A 23588-nucleotide genomic window follows, 5' to 3' on the forward strand; every position below is an offset into this window, starting at 1 on the left:
AACAATGGATCATACACGTACACTCGGCAAAACGAAGCTGAAGGTGAAGCGGATCGGACTCGGCGCGAATGCGGTTGGCGGGCATAATCTATTTCCAAATCTACATGATGAAACAGGGAAGGATTTAGTGCGCACGGCATTGGATGGCGGCGTGAACTTTATCGACACCGCCTTTATATATGGATTGGGGCGATCTGAAGAATTAATCGGCGAAGTTGTGCAGGAGCGCGGCGCACGGAATGAGCTCATCATTGCCACCAAAGGGGCCCATAAAGAAGTGAATGGCAGCATTGAATTAGACAATAGCCGGGAGTTTCTTCGCAGTGAGGTGGAAAAGAGCCTGAAGCGGCTGAAAACAGATTACATTGATTTGTATTATGTTCATTTTCCGGATGGAAAAACGCCTCTCGCTGAAGTAGCGGGCACTTTGAAAGAGCTGAAGGATGAGGGGAAAATCAAAGCGATCGGCGCATCGAACCTTAATTATCAGCAATTGCAGGAATGTAATGCTGACGGCTATTTGGAGGTCTTCCAAGCCGAATACTCTCTCATTCAGCGTGATGCCGAGAAGGAGCTTCTTCCATACTGTGAACAATACGGCATTTCTTTTATTCCTTACTTTCCGCTTGCGTCCGGACTGCTGACAGGAAAATTCTCGCAAGACACAGTCTTTGAAGACTTCAGAAAGGATAAACCGCAATTTCAGGGTGAAACATTTATCCACAATCTCAAAAAAGTAGATAAATTGAAAGCGGTAGCGGAGGAAAAACAAGCCGAGACAGCACATGTTGCTTTGGCGTGGCTGTTAACAAGACCAGCGATTGATGCCATTATTCCGGGAGCTAAACGACTTGAGCAATTACAGGATAACCTGAAAACCTTAAACGTTGATCTGACTGAAGATGAAGTGAATTTCATCAGCGACATTTTCAAATAAAAAAGGAAATAGCCGTCAAGGCTATTTCCTTTTGGTGTTTTATTCTTTGATGAATGCTTCGACTAATTCTGCTGCTCTGTAATCGTCCATATCAAGCTGCCATTGATCGATGTCATTTTTCTTCATTTTCACTTCAACCGTTTTTTCAGATGAAGCCGGTCCAAGCTTTTTGAATTCCTCAGGATAGACTTGAAGCGCGTATTTCACAGCTTCTTCATAGCTGGCATTAGAGTTTTTGCTATAGTAGTCTTTCACTTTGTCTTCGATACGGTCTGAAAGAGAAGATGCATCTACAGGTTTCACTGTGGCTTCAACAATGGCTTCGTCCTTAGAGATTGAAGTCGTTTTTGCCTGAATGGAAGAGTTTTTGCTTAATCCCTCTTTAATGCCGTTTACGATATTATCAAGCGCTTTGCTGTCCGCATATGTGCTGGAAAGGCCGGAAGCTGATAGATAACCGTCTTTGGCTGATTCGTTGAAGTCATTGACAATTTCATTCTTGTTAGCGCCGGTGATTTTTTCGAAATCGGCGTTATCTTTGCCGAAAAGAAGGACATCAATATAAGCCGATAACGCTTTTGCAGAATCTTGGAGCTTATCTGCCGTCGCCAAGATTTTTTTGTCTTTTCCGTCAATTTTAAAAGTAACTGATTTTGGCTTTTTATCACCGTAAGACTCCGGCGTATAGTTAAGCTCGTATTGCTTGCCTTTATCTACAACGAAGAACAGATTTCCTTCAACGGATTTGTCAGCGTTAATCGTGCTGCCTTGAAGCTTTTCACTATAGTCTTCAGGATCTGTGTCAGACATTTTCGTATCACCTTGATACAAAGTGAAATCCATGCTGTCTACATTCAGCGGGTCTTTTCCTGTGTTTTTCACAGCGACATTCACTTTTAACACAAGCTGGTCATCTGAAGTGGACTTATCATATTTAGACGGAAGCGTGTAAGAAACATCCTTGATTTTGACTTGAGCTATATCTGAGCTTTTTTCTGTTTCTGATTCTTTCTTATCCGCGCTTGTTTTGCTGCCGGAACAAGCAGCTGTAAACATCATCAGCAGAAGAATTAGGAAAACAGCGTACGTTTTTTTCTGAAACATTCATTTTTCCTCCTCAAATGGTTTAGGGAAGGGGAGTCTTTTGTCTTTGAGAAATGGATCTTTTTGAATGGATTAGCATCATATAACCAAAAAAATCAGTTCTTTTCTCACGGTTTTCACCGGATTTTCTGGAAACTCCGCCCTCCTTTGTCATGAATGGACCTATAAAAAGTTACAACGGAATTAATTTTAAGATTATTAGCTTTTATATTGAATAGGTTCATCATCCTATTTTTGGCGAAAAATGTTCTGGTAAAACTGGTAAACTCAGAAAAATGTGTATTTTAGACTATTACTTTTTAACCTGTTGAAGGGGACATATGAAGGATGAAAGGGGCTGTCTTTGTGAAGAAAGAGGAATTGAAACAAAAAGCACTGGAAATCGGCCGGGTGCCGACACACTTAAAACTGGAAATTGAAGATTATGACGATGATGACAAAAGAGCTCATTTTTGTTGGACAGATCCTCAGGATGAGAATATCGGCATTATCGTGGAACTTGGACAGGGCGGGGAGCTGGAATCCCTTTCCCGTGATATGGAGCCTGAAAGCGGAGAAAGGCTGTCTGAGGAGAAACTAGAGGATATCATGCGCCAATTTGTCGAGACCCACCATCCGGGAGCACTCTCTGCCTTTGTTCGTGAAGAAAATGACCGTACATCCTGTGATAAAGTGAGATTTTCATATGTTCAAATGGAGGCCGGGCTTCCTCTCCCTATGAGCGGATTTATGGCTGATGTTTCTTTATCAGGTGAGATCGTTTCCTTCCGCTATTACGGCAAAGCGAGCAGCATCATCAAGCCAAAACGGATAGCGGATGTTGAAGAGGCACTTGCCTTCTTCAAGAAGGACGTGGAGTTTGACCTTTTGTTTGAAGTTCTCCATCGTTCTGTTTACGAAAACGGAGATGATCAGCCGCATTTGGTGTATGAGCCTGAATGCAGGGCCATTACCGTACCTGCGGATTTGGTTCAAGAAGAACAGGCAGTTGATGATGACGATGATTACAGGGAGCCGGAGAGCTTTCCTCTCCCTTTATTCGAGGAGATTTACGAAAAGGCCGATCCTGTCAGCATGATTGGAATCGAAAAAGGATTTGTCAAAGAACGGGAAGTGGATTTGGACGATGGGAGAATCGGGATCGTTTGGCGGAATCCGAATGAACCTATGTATCAGCCGGCGGATAAAAGTTTGTACAGTTGGTTCAAGGGACGGACGCATCAAGTGCTGAAAACCATCTATCACAAAGAAACCGGAAAACTCGAAGGCGTCATGTCATTTATGGAGAAAAAAGGGCCGTTGACAGTAACTGAGGCAGAGTGCGAAAAAATCGCGCTGCGCTTTCTGTTTGCTTTATTTCCAAATGCCGATCAATATTTTAGGATCAGATACGACGAAAAGGATGAAGAAGAGAACGCAGTCGCTGGTTTTACGTTTGAAGCGCATTGTCACGGAGTTCCGCTCCGATTTGGGCAGATCAGAATTTGCGTCAGCCGCCAGACAGGGGATATCACCGTTTATATGGGGCCGGATATTAATCCAAATGAGCTGGCAGCCATTGATCCCGTTCCGGCCATTTCAGTTGAACAAGCCAAGTCTATCTTTTGGCAGCATTTTAAAGTTGAGCTTGGCTGGGAAAGAGAGTACGGGGATGATGAAGAACACAGCTACCGGCTCGTCTATCAGCCGGTGTATCCCCGTTTTATCGAAGCCCATACAGGAGAGCCTGTCTTTAGCTCATGGTAAAACAGCTAAAAGTCACACAATTGCCTTAGATTTATAAAGGGATATGTGATGAAAGTAACAGGAGGAATGTCAAAAAACAATGATAATAATAGAAAAGGACCTTTCTTCACTTTAAAAGAAGAAAGGTCCTTTTATATAATAAACTGGATTCTCTTTGTCGTAGACTCTTTGAAAGGATGACTTCATTGGTAAATAAACAGCTGAAAAAGAAGGCGCAAGAGATCGGGAATGTACCGCCGCATTATGAGCTTGAGATAGAAGATTATGATCAAAAACAAAAGAAGAAGGGGCGGGCATACTTCATCTGGAGGGACCCTGAAGATCCGGAAAAGCACATTACAGTGGAACTCGGAAATGACGGTGCTTTGCTCACCTTTTCAACATCCGTCCGCTCCGAGACAGACAAACAACTTCCAGACGCCGAGCTGAAGCTGACGGCTCTTCAGTTCGCCGCTGCTAACCATCCCGGCACATTTATGAATTTTCATTTTCAAGGCAAGGAAGAACGGAGGCAGCACATTCGTTTTATGTATACCAAAATGGAATTAGGGCTTCCGCTTCCTAGTTCAGGCTTTTTAATTGATGTGACACGCAGCGGTCAGATCATCCATTTTTTATATTACGGAGAAGGGCATAAAGCCGAAGTTCCAAAAGAATTTGTAGCAAAAGAGAAGGTTGTGTCCCACTACTTAAATACAATGTCTTTTCAGCTGATGTACGATGTCATTGATGGCGATCAGGCACCCAGGCTTGTATATGAACCAATTCTGCCGGGATACAGCTATCCCGCGGATATAGACGAAATTGTGCCCGACCAGCATATCGGAGATGAAAGAATAGAAAACGCGGCGCCATTGCCGCCGCTTCGGAACAACGAAGAAGTCGATATATTTGCCTTGCTGGGTCTTACCCCTGATATGCAGAAAGTCAGTGAAAAAGACTTTGGGGAACAAATAGGAAGCACGTGGCGCAGCGGCACTGCACCGGAGCGTAAGGATCTGAGCATAGGAAGCTATTTTGAAACGAGAAATAAAAACACAATCAAAATGAAGACGGATAAAAGAACCGGAAAATTAAAAGCAGCGCTTTCTTTTATTGAGCGGCGCAACAACCGCCAATGCTCAATGGAAGAATGCCAGACAATAGCGCTTCAATTTTTGTATGCTCTCTATCCGAGAGCAGCCGAGTTTTTCAAATTGAATCCCGTCCGAATTGATGAAAGAGGGAGAATCCGCAATCATTTTTCTGTCTGGTATAAAGGAGTGCCGCTGCGGTTCGGCGCTGCCCGTATCATTGTCAATCCGGAAACGGGATTGATTGATGCTTTTATGGCGCCTGATATTGAACCTGAACAATTGGAAGCAATAAATCACAGGCCGGATATTTCCGCTGAAGAAGCGAGAGAAGCGTTTTTAGCCGCTTTTGATGTGAAGCTGGAATGGCAGCCTGATTTTACAGCAGGCAGTGACCAGCACTGCAAACTTGTCTATAAGCCGGTTTACCCTTCCTATATTGATGCGCACATAAGGAAAAAGAAAAGGCTGTGAGGGGTGTCTAGTTAGGAATCATCTCCAAGTGGGGATAGTCCTTGAATCGTTTCCAATCCCCGCCCCATTCAAAACCGAGTTGCTTGGCGATCTCGACAACCTCCAGCCAATCTGATTTTCCATTTTGATTGCCGTCATATTCCATATCCCATATGATGCTGCCATCCTTTTTTTGCAGGGCGAAATCAATCGCTAAACCATAGTTGTGATACGATTCCCCTCCTCTTGCATAGGTGACAATATTCCCTTTTTTTGTACGTCCCTGTTTATATAATTCGTCTTGTTCCTTAAAGGATCTGAATCCTTCAGTAATAACGACGGTAATGCCTTTATTCGCTGCAGCGGCTTTGAGTGCAGCGGCATTCTGCTTCACAATCGGATGAAGATCCGAAGGGACAGGCATGTGCTGCAAGGCGTTTTGAGAATGCCATTCATGCCGAATATAACTAACACAAAGATTTAGAAAAAATAGAATACATAAGATAACAGATGTTTTTGCGGCCAACTTCATATCGGTCTCACTTTCTCAAGATGTGCTGAATGTTAACGCTTTTAAGTGATTGACTCTCTCTAAAAGCGGACAGCTATGATAAAATATAACATAAATAGTAGCAGGAGGAAGGAGGCAGACTGATGAGAGCAAAGATTCCATCTGAAGAAGTAGCAGTAAAGCTAAATGAATGGTACAAGCTCATTCGCGCATTTGAAGCAGATCAAGCAGAAGCGTTAAAGCAGGAGATTGAATACGATTTAGAAGATATGGAAGAGAACCAGGACTTGCTTTTATATTTTTCTTTGATGGAATTCCGGCACCGAATCATGCTTGATAAGCTGATGCCGGTGAAAGACAGCGACACCAAGCCTCCGTTCTCTGATATGCTGAATGAAATTGAAAGCAATCAGCAAAAACTCACGGGCTTATTGGAATACTACTTTTATTATTTCAGAGGAATGTACGAATTTAAGCAGAAAAATTTCATATTAGCGATTGACCATTATAAACATGCTGAGGAGAAGCTCGAGTATGTTGAGGATGAGATCGAAAAAGCTGAGTTTCTTTTTAAGGTTGCAGAAGTGTATTATCACATCAAACAAACGTATTTTTCCATGAACTATGCGAGCCAGGCGCTTGATATCTATACGAAATATGAACTGTACGGCCGCCGCCGCGTGCAGTGTGAATTTATCATCGCCGGAAATTTGACGGATGTGTATCATCATGAAAAAGCACTGACCCACTTGTGCAGTGCCTTAGATCATGCCAGGCAGCTGGAAGAAGCGTATATGATCGCCGCTGCCTATTATAATGTCGGCCACTGTAAATACAGCCTGGGCGATTACAAAGAAGCGGAGGGCTATTTCAAAACAGCCGCCGCTATTTTTGAGGAGCACAACTTTCAGCAGGCTGTTCAAGCTGTATTTTCACTGACTCATATGTACTGTAAAGAAGAAAAATACGACAAAGCAGTAGAGACATATGAACGCGGGATAAAGAGCGCGGCTGAATGGAAAGATGACATGTACTTGACGAAATTCCGCCTCATTCATGAGCTGTATCTTGGAAGCGGCGACCGGACCGTGCTTACAGAATGCTTTGACCGGCTGGAATCCAGGCAGCTTCTTGCCGACGCCGAAGATCTGCTGCATGATACAGCGGAACGTTTCAATCAGGTGGAACATTACGAGTCCGCCGCTTTCTTTTACCGCAGGCTGATGAATATTAAAAATAAGCTTGCTGAGCAGCGCTTTCAATAGAAAAAAGCAGAGAACTACAGGTTCTCTGCTTTTTTTGTGCTGTTTTCAACTCGGAAAAACAGGGTATTTTCCACTGCATAGTGAGAAATCAGAGGAGGATATCATGTATGTATAAAGAGTTAACTGGAAAAACAGCGATTGTGACAGGGTCTTCAAAAGGAATCGGGAAAGCCATTGCGGAACGGTTCGGACAGGAGAAAATGAATGTTGTTGTAAACTACCACAGCGACCCGTCTGGAGCCGATGAAACTCTGGAAATCATTAAGCAGAACGGAGGGAAAGCCGTCGCAGTTGAGGCGGACGTGTCAAAAGAAGAGGGGATTCAGGCGCTCTTGGACACAGCTTTAGAGCATTTCGGCACGCTCGATGTGATGGTAAACAACTCCGGTTTTAACGGCGTTGAGGCGATGCCGCATGAGATGAGTCTTGAAGATTGGCAGAGAGTGATTGATGTCAATGTTACCGGAACCTTTCTGGGAGCGAAAGCGGCACTTAACCACATGATGAAAAACAATATCAAGGGCAATGTGCTGAATATCTCAAGTGTTCATCAGCAGATTCCGCGCCCAGTCAACGTTCAGTATTCCACATCCAAAGGCGGCATCAAGATGATGACGGAAACGCTGGCGCTCAATTATGCGGATAAGGGAATCCGCGTCAATGCGATAGCGCCAGGCACCATTGCCACAGAATCAAATGTTGATACGAAAAAGGAAGAGAGCAGGCAAAAGCAATTGAAAAAAATCCCGATGAAAGCCTTCGGAAAACCGGAAGAGGTGGCGGCAGCAGCTGCTTGGCTCGTATCTGAGGAAGCAAGCTATGTGACCGGGACTACACTTTTCGTCGATGGCGGAATGACACTTTATCCGTCTCAGCTTGGATAGAACATCAAATACAGGGGGATTGCAGGATGAACACAGACTGGTGGAAGGATGCGGTGGTGTACCAGATTTATCCGAGAAGCTTTCAGGACAGCAATGGAGACGGAATTGGGGACTTGCGGGGGATTATTTCCCGTCTTGACTACATAAAGGAGCTCGGGGCAGATGTGATTTGGGTTTGCCCAATCTATCCTTCTCCGAATGTTGATTACGGCTATGATGTGACAGACCATAGGGCAATCATGGATTCATACGGAACAATGGACGATTTTCACGAGCTGCTGGACCAGGTGCATCAGCGGGGATTAAAGCTGGTGATGGACTTTGTGTTAAATCACACCTCTGTCGAGCATCCGTGGTTTAAAGAAGCGGAGCTGGACAAAAACAGCAAATACCGCAGCTATTATTACTGGCGTCCCGGCACAAAGAACGGCCCGCCGACGGACTGGCTCTCAAACTATGGCTGTCCGGTCTGGCAATACGAGGAGCATACAGGAGAATATTATCTCCATATGAACGCCGTCAAACAAGCTGATTTAAACTGGGAAAACCCCGAAGTTCGCCAAGCGGTGTATGACATGATGAAGTTTTGGCTCGATAAAGGGGTCGACGGCTTGCGCATTGATCAGCTCCATCTCATTTCTAAGAAAGAATATCTTCCTTCGTATGAGGACTATATCAATCAGCAGGCAGAGCCGAAGCCCTTTCAGCCAAATGGCGATCGAATCCATGACTATTTGAAAGAAATGACAGATGAAGTGTTTTCTCAATATGATGTCATGTCTGTCGGAGAGGTCGGCAATGTCACGCCGGAAGAAGGCCTAAAATATACAGGAACAGATAAGCATGAGCTGAATATGATTTTTCACTTTCAGCATATGGAGCTTGACCAGCAGCCCGGAAAAGAACATTGGGATGTAAAGCCCCTTGAGCTTTCTGATTTAAAATCGGTTTTGACAAAATGGCAAAAAAAGCTTGAACATCAAGGCTGGAATACATTATATTGGTGCAACCACGACCAGCCCCGGATTGTATCCAGATTCGGGGACGATGGGAAATACCGCAAAGCATCTGCGAAAATGCTGGCTACCGTACTTTATTTCATGAAGGGCACGCCGTACATTTATCAGGGAGAAGAAATCGGGATGACAAACGCGCCGTTCACCCAGATTGAGGACTACAAAGATATCCAAACGATCAATATGTATCATAAACGGGTATTTGAAAAAGGCTATGATCCAGAGGATGTAATGAGATCAATCTTAGCCAAAAGCCGGGATCATGCTCGGACCCCGATGCAGTGGAACAGCGGCAAACATGCCGGATTTACTGATGGCATGCCATGGCTGAAGGTCAACCCGAACTTCACCTCCATCAATGTGGAGGAAGCGCTGAGAGACCCCGATTCGGTCTTACTCTATTACAAAAAGCTGATCAGACTGAGAAAGCGGTATGCTGACCTTATAAAAGGAAGCTATGATCTTTTGCTTCCGGACGATCCGCAGTTGTTTGTATATATGAGAGGAAACGGTAACCAGCAGCTTTTGTCAGTCAATAATTTTTCAAAAGAGCAGGCTGTTTTCCCATGGCCTAAGAACTGCTGCAAAGCTCAGGCATCTCTGCTTCTCAGCAACTATAACAACAACGGCGACCTTGCTGACGAAATGGTGTTCCAGCCTTATGAAAGCAGGGTGTACCTTCTGGACAAAACAACCTAATGATTTAGCAGCCCGGCATTCAGCCGGGTTTTTTTATTACATATATTCGCTCTGCAGGCGGGAAGAATAAAAAGAAAATGAAATTTATTCTTGCAAAACGTAATGACTTCGGTTTATTATGATATAGGATTACAAAATCGTTATCATTTTGATTTAAAGCTACTGAAAAAGAGGGGATATACGATATGTTTAAAAAATGGAGCGGTTTGTTTGTGATTGCAGCGTGCTTTTTATTGGTTGCAGCATGCGGCAACTCATCAACAAAAGGGTCGGCGGATTCAAAGGGTGATAAACTGCACGTTGTCACAACGTTTTATCCGATGTATGAATTCACAAAACAAATTGTAAAAGACAAAGGCGATGTGGATCTGTTAATCCCATCTTCCGTTGAACCGCATGATTGGGAACCGACGCCGAAAGACATTGCCAATATTCAGGATGCTGATCTGTTCGTTTATAATAGTGAATACATGGAGACATGGGTTCCGTCAGCTGAAAAAAGCATGGGCCAAGGCCACGCCGCTTTCGTTAACGCAAGCAAAGGCATTGATTTAATGGAAGGCTCTGAAGATGAACACGAAGACCACGATCATGGGGAGCATGAGCACAGTCATGCAATGGACCCTCACGTATGGCTAAGCCCTGTTCTGGCTCAAAAGGAAGTTAAAAATATTACGGCGCAAATCGTAAAGCAAGACCCGGATAACAAAGAATACTATGAGAAAAATAGTAAAGAATATATTGCAAAACTGCAGGATCTTGATAAACTATATCGTACAACCGCAAAAAAAGCGGAGAAAAAAGAATTTATCACGCAGCATACTGCTTTTGGCTATCTCGCAAAAGAATATGGCCTGACGCAGGTTCCGATTGCAGGGCTTTCTCCTGACCAAGAACCGAGCGCAGCCAGCTTGGCAAAGCTGAAAACATATGCCAAAGAACATAATGTAAAAGTCATTTACTTTGAAGAAATTGCATCCTCAAAGGTCGCAGATACGCTCGCCAGTGAAATCGGCGCGAAGACAGAAGTGCTGAATACACTGGAAGGCTTAAGCAAAGAAGAACAGGATAAAGGTTTAGGGTATATCGACATTATGAAACAAAACCTCGATGCCCTGAAAGATTCACTATTGGTTAAATCATAAGATAGTGTGCGCCGAAGGGGTGCACACTATTTCTTTGTGAGAAAGGAAGATTAACATGAATCTCGTCTCATTGAAAGATATCGTTTTCGGCTATTCCCATACGCCTGTTTTAGATAAAGTATCACTTGATATTGAAAGCGGTGAGTTCGTCGGCATCACTGGACCAAACGGCGCCTCTAAATCGACGCTCATAAAAGTAATGCTCGGCATGCTGAAACCGTGGGAAGGCACAGTGACGATCAGTAAAAGAAACACAGAAGGGAAACGCCTGACCATTGGGTACGTCCCGCAGCAAATTTCTTCATTTAACGCCGGCTTTCCGAGCACGGTGCTGGAGCTTGTTCAGTCAGGCCGATACACAAAAGGGAAATGGTTTAAACGTTTAAATGAAGAAGATCATCTTGAAGTAGAAAAAGCACTGAAAATGGTGGAAATGTGGGAGCTCCGCCATCGCAAAATCGGTGATTTATCAGGCGGACAGAAGCAGAAAATCTGTATCGCCAGAATGCTCGCCAGCAACCCGGATCTCCTGATGCTGGACGAACCGACAACTGCAGTTGACTACGACAGCAGAAAAGGATTTTACGAATTTATGCATCACCTCGTGAAAAATCACAACCGCACAGTTGTGATGGTTACTCACGAACAAAACGAAGTACAGCAATTTTTAGATAAAGTGATTCGGTTAGAGAGAGGAGAAAAAGGCGGATGGAAATGTTTGACTTGGAATTCATGCGACGAGCTTTTCTAGCAGGCGGCATGATTGCCATCATGGCTCCGATACTGGGAGTGTATCTCGTTCTCAGAAGACAGGCCTTAATGGCTGACACACTTTCACATATCTCGTTGTCAGGTGTGGCCATCGGCTTTTTTCTCAGCACCAATATTACCGCAGCGAGCATAGTCGTCGTGACCATCGGCGCGATCGGAATTGAATACATGCGGCGGGCGTATCGGACTTATTCAGAAGTGTCCATTGCCATCTTAATGGCAGCAGGTTTGTCCTTCGCGATGTTTTTAATCAGCCTTTCCAAAGGCACAGCCAATATGAGCATCGATCAATACCTATTTGGATCGCTTGTGACAGTCAACCAGCAGCAGGTCTATATTATCGGTATTATCACACTGCTGATCCTGCTTTACTTTATCGTATTGAGAAGGCCGCTCTACCTGCTGACGTTTGATGAAGCAACAGCCAAAACATCGGGAATCAATACAAACGTTCTCTCGTTGTCATTCAGTATTGTCACAGGTCTTGCGATTTCAGTCATTATACCGATCATCGGGGTCCTTCTTGTATCAGCCCTGCTCGTATTGCCGGCAGCATTCGCCATTAGAATTGCAAAAGGCTTTAACATGGTCTTCATTACAGCTATACTCATTTCGTTATTCAGCGTATTTGCGGGACTGACATCATCCTATCAGCTCGGGACGCCGCCAGGGCCGTCTATTACCCTGCTATTGATCGTTCTGCTTTTGCTCGGATTTGCAGTTCAGGGAGTTTGGATGTTTATCAAAAAAGAAGCACAGCGCAAAAAAGGGCGCCAATAACAAAAAAAGCAGTTTCCCCAGGGGAAACTGCTTTTTTTATAGAAATAATCCGGCAAGGCGCTCATACGATTCTTTTTTCGCCTCAAAATCAAACACATTGCACAGAGCCATGATTTCATTTGTTTCATAGCGGTCTGTGAGGTCTAACAGCTGCTGTTTGACAGTGCTTGGAGAACCGACTACCATCCGCTTTCTGTTTTCTGCAATGAGTTTTTTATCGGACTCAGTGTAGGGATGCGCTTTCGCTTCCTCGATGCTCGGCACGCGGCTGTCCAAGCCTTTTCCGACGTGAAGAAGCCATAAATCCTGGCTTAATGCGAGTTCCTCTGCCTCTTCATCTGATTTTGCGCAAATGACAAAAATCGTAAAAAGGGCGGCCGGATTTGAGAAATGGGCTGAGGGCCGAAAGCTTTCTCGGTAGATGCGGAACGCATTTTCTCCTCGTTCTGGATTAATGAAATGCCCAAATACATATCCAATTCCCTGGTGCGCTGCACGTCTTGCACTGTTTTCGCCAAGACCGAGCACCCATAGCTCTGGTGCAGTGTCAATCAGGGGCGCCGCTTTGATTCCGGCATACGGATGGTCGGGAGGAAGGGAATCTGTGAGAAAATAAGAGACATCCTGCAGCTGTCTGTTAAATTCGGTTAAGCTTCTTTTCACCCCGTCTGTTAGCGCAAGCCGGGTTTTTGTCGTGCCTCCGGGGGAACGGCCGACGCCAAGGTCAATCCGGTTTGGATACAGGGCCTCAAGCTGGCGAAAGGTTTCAGCCACTTTAAACGGACTGTATTGGGGCAGGAGCACGCCGCCTGATCCGACACGAATCGTGTTTGTCTGTGCTGCGATGCGGGCGATCATGATTTCAGGCGCTGTGCTTGCCAGTCCTTTCGTGCTGTGGTGCTCGGCAAACCAATAACGCTTATAGCCCCACTGTTCGCTTAATTGAGCAAGCTCAACCGAATGCTGAAGAGTTGTCACAGGGCTTTCTCCTTTAGAAACAGGTGCCTGATCAAGTATGCTTACATGAATCAAATGGCCGCTTCCTTTCTGTCTGTTTTTACAATGTGACACAAGAATAGGCAAAATGACTCGCTCACGTCAAATGGTTTGTTTAAGAAGTGCATTTTATAGCATTTGCAAATCATATATCAAATATGGAAGTTTTTTTTCGAGGTTTTTCGTCAATTATTCTTAACTTTTACGAAACTTTGATATAATAACAAACGTATATATTAGTAATTTACGGCTTATTTTCCTTGTGAGCGTAAAAATAAATGTGACTATCTTCACATTTTGATGAGTAGGAGTGAATCGTGTGGCAATTTCTTTAGAAAAAGGTCAACGAATTGATTTAACAAAAGGAAAAGCCGGTCTGTCAAAATTGATGGTCGGTCTCGGCTGGGACCCAGTGTCCTCAGGCGGAGGATTCTTCAGCAAACTGCTTGGCGGGGGCGGTCCGAATATCGACTGTGACGCTTCAGTGCTGATGTTGGAAAACGGAAAATTCACCGAAAAGAAAAATCTGATTTATTTCGGCAACCTGAAAAGCCGCTGCGGCGGTGTACAGCATACAGGCGACAACCTGACGGGTGACGGTGCGGGCGATGACGAGCAAATTATGATAGATTTAGATAAAGTGCCTGGAAACATCGATAAGCTTGTATTTGTAGTGAACATTTACGATTGTGTCAGAAGAAAACAAGATTTCGGCATGATTCAAAATGCGTTTATTCGCGTAGTTGATCAATCTAATCATGAAGAAATGCTCAAATACAATTTGAGAGACAATTATGCCGGCAGAACAAGCCTGATTACAGCAGAAATCTACCGCAGCGGCAGTGAGTGGAAGTTTGCGGCGATTGGTGAAGGCACGAACGATACGAGATTAGAAGATATTATCAGCCGATACGTATAAAAGAAAAGGAGTGGATGAAACATGACAATTTCATTGGCAAAAGGACAAAAAGTAGATTTAACAAAAACAAATCCGGGTCTTTCAAAGGTTGTTGTCGGTTTAGGCTGGGATACGAACAAGTATGACGGCGGACACGACTTTGATCTTGACTCAAGTGTGTTTCTGTTAGACGCTGCAGGCAAATGCGCGTCACCAAACGACTTTATTTTCTACAACCAGCTTGAAGGCGGCAACGGTTCAGTCGTTCATTCAGGCGACAACCTGACTGGTGCTGGCGAAGGCGACGATGAGAATGTAAAAGTAAATCTCAGCGCTGTACCGGCAAACATTGATAAAATCTCATTTGTTATTACCATTCACGAAGCAGAAGCGCGCAGCCAAAACTTTGGACAAGTTTCAAACGCGTTCGTCCGCATCGTAAATGAAGAAACAAATGAAGAGCTCATCCGTTACGATCTTGCAGAAGATTTCTCTATTGAAACGGCAATCATTGCAGGGGAGCTTTACAGACATAACGGCGAGTGGAAATTCTCCGCAATCGGCTCAGGCTACCAAGGCGGCCTTGCCCGCATCGCAACAGACTACGGTTTGCAAGTCGGTTAAGAAAAATACGAAGAGCAGAAAGGAGAGAGGCAGTATGGCCATTCAATTATCAAAAGGACAGCGCATTGATTTAACGAAAACAAATCCGGGACTGACAAAAGCGGTGATCGGTTTAGGCTGGGATACAAACAAGTACTCCGGCGGACACGATTTTGACCTGGATGCTTCGGCCTTTTTAGTTGATGCGCATGATAACTGCGTAAATGATCTCGATTTCGTCTTCTATAATAACCTTGAACACCCGAGCGGCGGTGTCATCCATACGGGTGACAACCGTACGGGTGAAGGCGACGGAGATGATGAGCAGATTATCGTGGATTTCTCAAAAATTCCTGCTCACATTGAGAAAATCGGCATCACAGTGACCATTCACGATGCTGAAGCACGCAGCCAAAACTTTGGACAAGTTTCCAATGCGTTTGTCCGCGTTGTGGATGAAGAGACGCAGAATGAACTTCTTCGCTTCGATTTGGGAGAAGACTTCTCCATAGAAACTGCTGTTGTCGTTTGTGAGCTGTACAGACACGGCGGCGAGTGGAAATTCAATGCGATCGGCAGCGGTTTTTCCGGCGGGCTGGCTGCATTGTGCCGGAATTACGGTTTGCAAGTGTAAACGAGTGACAAATAGAGAAGTCACCGTTTCAAATTAATAGGAGGAAAAAACTTGGACTTTTTACATCATATCATGTCTACGTATGCTTCATTTTTCGATTGGAAAATGTGGGGGGAAGTTCTGACTGATCCTGTTTCCTGGGGTCTGATCGGTTCTCTTGTTGTTCTGGAAGGCCTTTTATCGGCCGATAACGCGCTTGTTCTTGCGGTCATGGTCAAACACCTGCCGGAAAAACAGCGTAAAAAAGCGTTAACGTATGGTTTGTTTGGAGCTTATATTTTCCGGTTTATTTTCATCGGGCTCGGTATGCTCCTCATTAAATTCTGGTGGATCAAGGTGCTTGGCGCGCTTTACCTGGCTTGGCTCGTCATTAAGCACTTCTGGATAGGCGAAAAAGAAGAAGAAGCGGACGGCATGAAGAAAAACTCTTGGATGGTCCGCACGTTCGGGATCTTCTGGGCGACTGTCGTTTCAGTAGAATTAATGGATCTTGCCTTCTCTGTGGACAGCATCCTGGCCGCGTTTGCGGTATCTGAAAAAGTATGGGTGCTTCTGATCGGCGGTATGCTTGGTATTTTAATGATGCGTACAGTGGCAAAAGTGTTCCTTGTGCTGATTGATAAAATTCCTGAGCTGGAAAACACAGCATTCGTGTTAATCGGCATTATCGCGCTCAAAATGGCGGGGAGCGCTTTCCATTACGAAATGCCGCACTCTGTATTCTTCATCATCATTATCGCTGCATTTGCGGTAACATTGATCATTCACTACATCAACAAACAAAAGCAGGTGCGCGAACAAACAGCCGCTTCAAAAGAAGAATAAAACAAAACAAGGAGGGAGGTTCAATGTCCTTCCTTTTTTGTTACCGAAATATCGTTCAATGACAAACCGGAAAGGAGGATATGATGAGACAAGAAGAAGTAATCATTCATAAAGCACTTCCGACTGAGGGGGATTGGAAAAGCCTGCTGTTTCAGCCATTGCCGGAGCGTGATCACTATGAAACAGCACAGGGCCTTTCGTTTTCCCGCCTTGCCGGACAGATATTAGGCACGCCTATTGATGAGACAGACTACTATAACGAGCTGTACGAGCTGTCTGTAAATGACCGCATGACTATTTTGAGTGAAACGCTTGATAAAACAATCGAACCGGAAACATTTCAAAAGCTTCAGCATATTCATTCCATCAATCAGAAAGAAAAAGGGCTGTCAGTCAGCCGCTTTGTTGCCTTTCTGGACGGGGAAAAGCTGATTGCGAAGCACTCAAATCCCTTGATGCACCGCCATTTAAGAAAAGCGCTGATGACGCTTTTACATACCTTTGCGGACAGTCATGAGAAGGGGCTGAATCATCCTGATTTTCGCAGAGTGCTGCTTGATGTCTCGAAGTTTTCTTTAAATCACCTGAATCCGTGGCTGGAAAAAACCGATATAGAGCGTGAGATGCCAAAGGTTGTTTGGTATGGAGATGCGACGAAAAGCCAGCTCTATTTCTTATATTATCTGATGCTGGTTGGCTGTGATGTTCTGCTGTTCCATCCGGCGGGTACCGATCAGCTGGCGCTTGTTGACCCAAAGCAGGAGCTCAGTTTTACGGAAAAGCTCCCGGATGTCTCGGAGCTTCAGCCGTTTCCGAAAGAAAAACCAGACCGTAAATCAACAGTGGCTTACCGCTCAACAAAAGAAATTGAACATGTGCTGAATCACGAGGAGTCCATGCTGTACAAGCCATGGCAGTTCAGAGATCACACACCGGTGTCCGTTACGCTGAAAACGACCTATGATGAACTGTTTTTAATCACGAAAGAACGCGCCTTTATTCGGCCGAATTTCAAAGCAGATAAACACTCCATTGAAATTCCGAATGTATTCGCCAAAATTATGGGCGTGTCGAAAGACAATAAGGAATATTGGAACAGGCTTCATACTCTAGCGGATTATCAGGAAACAGAAATGGTCAGAAGCTTTCCATTTACAGAAGAAATAAAGTCGAACTATCAATTTCACTACAGCCACGCACTTGACCACGAAGGGAATATTGATCCGGACAAGCTGATGGCAAGCAATGTGTGGCAGTACAAACAGCTGCCGGCGGGCGTTCAGACCGCCATTGCCAAAACGATTTCGAGAATGTGCAGGCATCCTCGGATTAAGGCTTTGCACCAGGAACAAGTCAAGGATGTTCAAATCTATTTGTTTAAACAAACGACAAACCTGCCTGCTAATCTGCTGAAATTAATTCAAATGTTTGACTATGCGCAAACCGTTCCGAAACTCGTTTTATATCATACGGAAATGAGCGGCGGACTCACGCGTTCGGATGCTGCCGCCCTGCTGTTCCTGAATGAAATCGGAATCGATATCATCATTTATAATCCGCCCGGACACCAAGATATTGAGCAGTTTATTGAAGAGGATCAGTATGATATCCACTGGCTGGACGACATGGTGTTCCAGCAGGACTACAAAGAGCCTTCGCTTGTGAAAAGGCTCTTCAGAAACATTACCCAAAAATAAGGAGAGAAGAAAAGCATGACAACAGAAAATCAAAATCCGCTTGTTCTCGATAAAAATGAAGAGATTTCCCAGCAAAAAGCTGACGATATCCGTCTTCAGCTCCGTCAGGAACCAGAGGTAAAGCGGCTCGCTCAACAAATTGACGTTAAAAACCAAATGGAGCTGCTTGAGTATGGCAAGGAGCCGGCCGTTGAAATTTCCAAGTTCTCTGACCGCATCTTGGGGATGATGAAAACAACAAGTGTGACAGACTCCGGCACAATGCTGACCCAGCTTGGAAAAATCATGGACCGCTTCGACAAAAATGATTTTGATGAGCCTAAGGGATTAATGGCGAAAATTTTCAAACGCGGCGGCAGCATGATTGAAAAAATCTTTAAAAAGTATCAGACACTTGGCGGAGAGATTGAAAAAATTAACGTTGAGATTTCGAAATACAAAGATGAGATGACGAAGACGAACTACACGCTCGATGAAATGTATGAAAACAATATCAAATACTATATGGAGCTTGAAAAATACGTCGTTGCCGGGCAGATGAAACTGGAAGAGATGCAGTCGATCCTTCCTTCATATGAGGAAAAAGCGGCAAGCGGAAACCAGCTGGCGCAAATGCAGCTTGATACGTTGCGCAACGGCATTCAGGCGCTTGAGGAACGGGTGTATGATCTGGATATGGCACGGATGGTGGCTCTTCAAACCGCACCACAAATCCGTCTCCTGCAGCGCGGAAACGCAAAGCTGATCGGGAAAATCAACTCCGCGTTTATCATTACCATTCCGATTTTTAAAAACGGCATTATTCAGGCTGTTACGGTGAAACGGCAAAAGCTTGTGGCTGATTCTATGAGCGAGCTTGACCGCCGGACAAACGAGATGCTGAAACGAAATGCTGAAAACATCTCGAGCCAAAGTGTTGAAATTGCCAGAATGGCCGGCAGACCGAGCATAGATATTGAAACGATCGAATCGTCTTGGAACACGATCGTCAGCGGCATGCAGGAAACAAAACAAATCGAAGAAGAAAACAAACGCCTCCGCGAAGACGGCGCGAGACGTATTGCCCAGCTGCAGGATAATATTAAAAAAGCAGCATTACAGCAATAATCAGAACCCCGCTTGTGGAACATAAGCGGGGTTTTTCATTTACATCATTTAGTTAATGACAATGTGTAAAGACAGGTGTAAACTTAAACGGTAATCATTTTGCATATCAGAGGTGTTGGCAATGGGAAAACAACAGCCTATATCCCAGCGTAAATTGCTGGGCGTCGCCGGTTTGGGGTGGCTGTTTGATGCAATGGATGTCGGAATATTATCGTTTATTATCGCCGCGCTCCATGTAGAGTGGAATTTGTCGCCCGAGGAAATGAAATGGATCGGAAGCGTCAATTCCATCGGCATGGCTGCGGGAGCGTTTTTGTTTGGTCTGCTGGCTGATCGAATCGGCCGCAAAAAAGTATTTATTATCACCCTTCTATGCTTTTCCATCGGAAGCGGCATTTCAGCTTTTGTGACGAGCTTATCGGCATTTCTAATCCTTCGTTTCGTGATCGGCATGGGACTTGGCGGAGAGCTTCCAGTCGCTTCGACACTCGTTTCGGAAGCGGTTGTGCCTGAAAAGCGGGGCAGAGTGATTGTGCTTCTGGAGAGCTTTTGGGCTGTGGGCTGGCTCGCAGCGGCCTTGATTTCTTACTTTGTGATACCAAGCTTCGGCTGGCAGGCTGCCCTGCTGTTAACCGCACTGACTGCTTTTTATGCGCTATATCTGCGGACGAGTCTGCCTGATTCACCAAAATATGAATCGCTTTCTGCCAAAAAGAAATCTGTGTGGGAGAATGTAAAAAGCGTCTGGGCAAGACAGTATATACGGCCGACCGTAATGCTGTCGATCGTTTGGTTCTGTGTGGTGTTTTCTTATTACGGCATGTTCCTATGGCTCCCGAGTGTCATGCTGCTGAAAGGCTTCAGCATGATTCAAAGCTTTGAATATGTCCTGCTGATGACGCTTGCTCAGCTACCGGGCTATTTCTCTGCCGCATGGCTGATTGAAAAAGCGGGCCGGAAGTGGATACTCGTCATTTACCTGATTGGTACAGCAGGAAGCGCCTATTTCTTCGGAACGGCTGATTCCTTAGGCCTTCTGCTTACGGCTGGAATGCTGTTATCGTTTTTCAATCTCGGTGCGTGGGGCGTGCTGTATGCGTACACCCCGGAGCAATATCCGACTGCGATTCGCGCAACAGGTTCAGGAACGACGGCGGCGTTTGGAAGAATCGGCGGCATCTTCGGGCCTCTGCTCGTTGGAACGCTCGCAGCCCGTCATATTTCGTTTTCGGTCATCTTTTCAATCTTTTGCATTGCAATCTTACTCGCGGTTGCTTGTATTTTGATTATGGGGAAAGAGACGAAACAAACTGAGCTGGAATAGGAAAAGCACCTCTTGAAAGAGGTGCTTTTTTTACATTTGCGCCCGGGCTGCGGATTGGCGTTTCCCGGTTTTACTGATTGTCTGGTAGAGCGCCATTGACAGCATGAATAGTATGGCAGTAAATCCTGTGACAGCTCCAAAATGCTGTGTGCTTTGATATAAAAAACCTGCAATACCTGTACCGACAGTGGTTCCTGCATACATAGCGGCATTGGAAAGGGAAGCGATGGTTCCTCGCGCGTTTGGTGAAATGGATTGAGAGACACCCATCATTAACGGAAAGATAATGCCAGCTGTAAAGAACGTGAGAAAAAAGCTCGTTTCGACTAAAAATAAGTTAGGAAAGAAAGGAAGAGCGAAATAGAGAACGCCTATCAGCAGCATCCCGCCGATCAATGTCTTAAACATGCCCAGCTTTGCTGAAATCCGGCTGCCGATAAGGCTTCCGAGCATATTTCCCAGTCCGAGAACAAGCATAGCTGCCCCAATTTGTGACACGGTTAAATGATAATCCGCAGCAAGCCAAGTGCCTAGAAAGCTGAATGAAGCGAAGTTTCCGGTTTGAAAGAGAAAATAGGCAAGCAGAATGACCGATGTTTTCGGCAGTGAAAACAGCTCCCGGTATGGGTTGATTATTGATGGGCGCGCCAATGGTTCAGAAGGGCGGATATCAGGCATAACCACCGCCAGAATCAATAGAAGAATAATCGAGCACGCTGACAAAGCGAAAAATGGCGTATGCCATGTAAAGGAAGCGAAAAACCCTCCGATCGGCAGTCCGAGCATTTGTGAAGCGGCCAATCCTGCTGTCGCAATACCCATGCTTTTTATGATCTGAGAAGGCTTAACAATAATTGGGATGGACGCCCAAATTTGAGGCGTCACAAACGCAGCGCTAACGCCTGCGGCAAAACGGAACAGGCACATGGCGGCAAAAGAGGGAGCGATGCCGCATAAAAACGTGGATACGATAAAGCCCGCAAGCCCCCACAGCATGACTGTTTTCCTGTTCAAACGGTCTGAGATTGGGCCCGCAATGAAAGCGAAGAGCGCATAACCGAGTGCATAAGCACTGACCATCCAGCCTGACAAATCAGTAGAGACATGAAACTGCTCCTGTAAAAGCGGGAGAAGCGGGGAAAGCAAAAAGGTATCTGTGCCAATGACAAACATGACACTGAAGAAAAGCCAAATACGATTCAAATTTTATCACTCCTATAGTTTTATAACTTTGAAACTATGAAACAAATATGTATAGAGAAAACCCTTTGTTAGAGGGTTTCCAAAAAGCCAGGCAGGTATGTTTGAAATGTGTCTTCACGGAGACTGACATATTTTGTCCGCGAATCTTTTCGGGTTGCCGTCAATCCCGCTTCACGCAGCGTTTTAAAATGATAAGATGCCGTGGTTTTCACAATATTGCACTTTTCACCTACTTCACCGCAGCTGAGTTCTTTTCCGCTGACATAAAGCGTACGAATAATAGCAAGCCTTGATTCATCAGACAGTGCTTTAAAAATTTGCGCTCTGATTTGATCATCTGATTGTTTCATAGTCATGAAACTATAATACATAATTAATGCTGGGAAAGCAACTTAATTTTCCAGTAAAGGAGCAGGAAGTCATAATAGGCAGGAGGAATTCAATTCCAATAAAAGCGTTTTCATCTATAGATAGGAGAAAAATCACCCGTAAAATACAATTATATAGGAGGATTACAGAGTATTTAGAAGCATAAATAAGATCATGTGGTCACATGGATGTTTATAAAGAAATGGTACAGAATAAAAGAGAATATGCTGTTTGTGTGGGAAGTTACATAAATGTTACGGTTATTAGGATTGCTTAATATGGAGGGAAAATATGAGTGTAGATGAGAAACCAATTAAGATAAAAGTCGAGAAAGTCTCTAAAATTTTTGGGAAACAAACAAAAAAGGCAGTTCAAATGCTTGCCAATGGAAAGACAAAAAAAGAGATCCTGAAAGCAACCGGATCAACCGTTGGGGTTAATCAGGCAGATTTTGAAGTATATGATGGTGAGATATTTGTCATCATGGGTCTATCAGGGAGCGGTAAATCAACTTTAGTACGGATGTTAAACCGGCTTATTGAACCGACTGCCGGAAATATTTACATTGATGGTGACATGATAACAAATATGTCTAAAGACCAGCTCCGGGAAGTCCGCCGGAAAAAAATCAGCATGGTCTTCCAAAAATTCGCTCTGTTCCCGCACAGAACGATACTTGAAAATACAGAATACGGACTGGAGCTTCAAGGTGTAGACAAACAGGAGCGCCAGCAAAAAGCGCTTGAGTCCTTAAAGCTCGTCGGACTTGAAGGATTTGAACACCAATATCCTGACCAGCTTTCCGGCGGGATGCAGCAGCGTGTCGGCCTTGCCCGCGCGTTGACAAATGATCCGGACATTCTTCTGATGGATGAAGCGTTCAGTGCGCTCGATCCACTGATTCGTAAAGATATGCAGGATGAACTTCTTGATCTTCACGATAATGTCGGAAAAACGATTATCTTTATTACGCACGACTTGGACGAAGCATTGCGGATCGGCGACAGAATTGTTCTGATGAAGGACGGCAACATCGTTCAAATCGGCACGCCTGAAGAAATCCTGATGAATCCATCTAACGAATATGTTGAGAAATTCGTCGAGGATGTTGATTTATCTAAAGTCCTCACAGCAGGCCATATTATGAAACGCGCTGAAACAGTGCGGATTGATAAAGGGCCTCGCGTGGCATTGACCTTGATGAAAAACCTTGGAATTTCTTCAATTTACGCAGTGGATAAACAAAAGAAATTGTTAGGTGTTATCTATGCGTCTGATGCGAAAAAAGCGGCTGAATCTGATTTGTCACTTCAAAATATCTTGAATACAGAATTTACAACTGTACCAGAGGATACGTATTTGACAGAGATTTTTGACGTTGTTTCTGACGCGAATATTCCAATTGCGGTTGTAGATGAGAAGCAAAGAATGAAAGGGATTGTCGTAAAAGGCGCACTGATTGGCGCGCTTGCCGGCAATAACGAGTATATCAATGCTGAAGGCACTGGCGAACAAACACAAGATCCTTCTGCACAGGAGGTGAAGTAA

Annotated in this window: 23 protein-coding genes; 17 read left to right on the forward strand and 6 right to left on the reverse strand. The window is 44.7% G+C overall.

Annotated features, from left to right (window positions below):
• Window positions 1-4: 4 nt before the first annotated feature.
• Window positions 5-937 carry an aldo/keto reductase gene (locus CDO84_RS00640; RefSeq protein WP_040084263.1) on the forward strand — a complete coding sequence of 311 codons (933 nt, stop codon included), beginning with the start codon at window positions 5-7 and terminating at the stop codon, window positions 935-937.
• A 39-nt stretch (window positions 938-976) separates the two neighbouring features.
• Here the strand turns inward: CDO84_RS00640 and CDO84_RS00645 are convergent, their stop codons facing one another.
• Both CDO84_RS00645 and CDO84_RS21305 read right to left on the reverse strand, forming a co-directional pair.
• Window positions 977-2041: a DUF4352 domain-containing protein gene (locus tag CDO84_RS00645; RefSeq protein WP_014662665.1), complete on the reverse strand. Its 1065-nt coding sequence runs from the start codon at window positions 2039-2041 to the stop codon at window positions 977-979.
• Between the two features lie 22 nt (window positions 2042-2063).
• Complete coding sequence (locus tag CDO84_RS21305; RefSeq protein WP_134976045.1) at window positions 2064-2195, reverse strand: hypothetical protein; 132 nt, start codon at window positions 2193-2195, stop codon at window positions 2064-2066.
• Window positions 2196-2368: 173 nt separating this feature from the next.
• On the opposite strand from CDO84_RS21305, the gene CDO84_RS00650 reads away from it, so the two are divergent.
• A complete protein-coding gene (locus CDO84_RS00650) occupies window positions 2369-3787 on the forward strand; it encodes a YcdB/YcdC domain-containing protein (protein ID WP_040084261.1) in 1419 nt (472 codons plus the stop codon).
• 185 nt (window positions 3788-3972) lie between these two features.
• A complete protein-coding gene (locus CDO84_RS00660; RefSeq protein WP_040084259.1) occupies window positions 3973-5334 on the forward strand; it encodes a YcdB/YcdC domain-containing protein in 1362 nt (453 codons plus the stop codon).
• Between the two features lie 7 nt (window positions 5335-5341).
• Here CDO84_RS00660 and cwlK read toward each other — a convergent pair whose 3' ends face one another.
• Window positions 5342-5845 carry a peptidoglycan L-alanyl-D-glutamate endopeptidase CwlK gene (cwlK, locus tag CDO84_RS00665; RefSeq protein ID WP_040084258.1) on the reverse strand — a complete coding sequence of 168 codons (504 nt, stop codon included), beginning with the start codon at window positions 5843-5845 and terminating at the stop codon, window positions 5342-5344.
• A 122-nt stretch (window positions 5846-5967) separates the two neighbouring features.
• Between cwlK and rapJ the strand changes: the two genes are divergently transcribed.
• From rapJ to znuB, 6 genes are all read left to right on the forward strand, one after another.
• Complete coding sequence (rapJ, locus tag CDO84_RS00670; RefSeq protein WP_040084256.1) at window positions 5968-7089, forward strand: response regulator aspartate phosphatase RapJ; 1122 nt, start codon at window positions 5968-5970, stop codon at window positions 7087-7089.
• 107 nt (window positions 7090-7196) lie between these two features.
• Entirely contained in the window at window positions 7197-7973 is a 777-nt protein-coding gene (locus CDO84_RS00675) for an SDR family oxidoreductase (protein WP_040084255.1), read from the forward strand.
• A 26-nt stretch (window positions 7974-7999) separates the two neighbouring features.
• Window positions 8000-9688, forward strand: coding sequence for a glycoside hydrolase family 13 protein (locus CDO84_RS00680; RefSeq protein ID WP_014662672.1), 1689 nt, complete (start codon window positions 8000-8002; stop codon window positions 9686-9688).
• Between the two features lie 185 nt (window positions 9689-9873).
• Complete coding sequence (locus CDO84_RS00685; RefSeq protein WP_014662673.1) at window positions 9874-10833, forward strand: metal ABC transporter substrate-binding protein; 960 nt, start codon at window positions 9874-9876, stop codon at window positions 10831-10833.
• A gap of 55 nt (window positions 10834-10888) precedes the next feature.
• Window positions 10889-11584, forward strand: coding sequence for a zinc ABC transporter ATP-binding protein ZnuC (znuC, locus tag CDO84_RS00690; RefSeq protein WP_014475714.1), 696 nt, complete (start codon window positions 10889-10891; stop codon window positions 11582-11584).
• A complete protein-coding gene (znuB, locus tag CDO84_RS00695; protein ID WP_014662674.1) occupies window positions 11542-12384 on the forward strand; it encodes a zinc ABC transporter permease ZnuB in 843 nt (280 codons plus the stop codon). Before znuC ends, znuB begins: the two co-directional genes overlap by 43 nt.
• 36 nt (window positions 12385-12420) lie before the next feature.
• Here the strand turns inward: znuB and CDO84_RS00700 are convergent, their stop codons facing one another.
• On the reverse strand, window positions 12421-13416 hold the full coding sequence (locus tag CDO84_RS00700) for an LLM class flavin-dependent oxidoreductase (RefSeq protein WP_014662675.1): 996 nt from the start codon (window positions 13414-13416) through the stop codon (window positions 12421-12423).
• A 283-nt stretch (window positions 13417-13699) separates the two neighbouring features.
• Here CDO84_RS00700 and CDO84_RS00705 point away from each other — a divergent pair, with 283 nt between their 5' ends.
• The 7 genes from CDO84_RS00705 to niaP all read left to right on the forward strand — a co-directional run bounded on the left by CDO84_RS00705 (window position 13700) and on the right by niaP (window position 20468).
• Window positions 13700-14299 (forward strand): TerD family protein, encoded by a 600-nt coding sequence (locus tag CDO84_RS00705; RefSeq protein ID WP_014662676.1) that lies wholly within the window; start codon window positions 13700-13702, stop codon window positions 14297-14299.
• A 21-nt stretch (window positions 14300-14320) separates the two neighbouring features.
• Window positions 14321-14902 (forward strand): TerD family protein, encoded by a 582-nt coding sequence (locus CDO84_RS00710; protein WP_014475718.1) that lies wholly within the window; start codon window positions 14321-14323, stop codon window positions 14900-14902.
• Between the two features lie 34 nt (window positions 14903-14936).
• Entirely contained in the window at window positions 14937-15515 is a 579-nt protein-coding gene (locus CDO84_RS00715) for a TerD family protein (protein WP_003241242.1), read from the forward strand.
• Between the two features lie 51 nt (window positions 15516-15566).
• Window positions 15567-16340, forward strand: coding sequence for a TerC family protein (locus tag CDO84_RS00720; protein ID WP_014662678.1), 774 nt, complete (start codon window positions 15567-15569; stop codon window positions 16338-16340).
• An 83-nt stretch (window positions 16341-16423) separates the two neighbouring features.
• Window positions 16424-18037, forward strand: coding sequence for a YceG family protein (locus tag CDO84_RS00725; RefSeq protein WP_040084253.1), 1614 nt, complete (start codon window positions 16424-16426; stop codon window positions 18035-18037).
• Window positions 18038-18052: 15 nt separating this feature from the next.
• Window positions 18053-19144: a toxic anion resistance protein gene (locus tag CDO84_RS00730; RefSeq protein WP_014662680.1), complete on the forward strand. Its 1092-nt coding sequence runs from the start codon at window positions 18053-18055 to the stop codon at window positions 19142-19144.
• 121 nt (window positions 19145-19265) lie between these two features.
• A complete protein-coding gene (gene niaP / locus CDO84_RS00735) occupies window positions 19266-20468 on the forward strand; it encodes a niacin permease NiaP (RefSeq protein WP_014662681.1) in 1203 nt (400 codons plus the stop codon).
• Between the two features lie 30 nt (window positions 20469-20498).
• On the opposite strand, the gene CDO84_RS00740 is transcribed toward niaP, so the two are convergent.
• Complete coding sequence (locus CDO84_RS00740) at window positions 20499-21671, reverse strand: MFS transporter (RefSeq protein WP_040084251.1); 1173 nt, start codon at window positions 21669-21671, stop codon at window positions 20499-20501.
• 68 nt (window positions 21672-21739) lie between these two features.
• A complete protein-coding gene (locus CDO84_RS00745; protein WP_010886398.1) occupies window positions 21740-22042 on the reverse strand; it encodes an ArsR/SmtB family transcription factor in 303 nt (100 codons plus the stop codon).
• Window positions 22043-22331: 289 nt separating this feature from the next.
• Between CDO84_RS00745 and opuAA the strand changes: the two genes are divergently transcribed.
• A complete protein-coding gene (opuAA, locus tag CDO84_RS00750) occupies window positions 22332-23588 on the forward strand; it encodes a glycine/proline betaine ABC transporter ATP-binding protein OpuAA (RefSeq protein WP_014662684.1) in 1257 nt (418 codons plus the stop codon).

This window comes from Bacillus sp. MD-5 (assembly GCF_002201875.1).
GTDB classification, from domain to species: Bacteria; Bacillota; Bacilli; order Bacillales; family Bacillaceae; genus Bacillus; species Bacillus stercoris.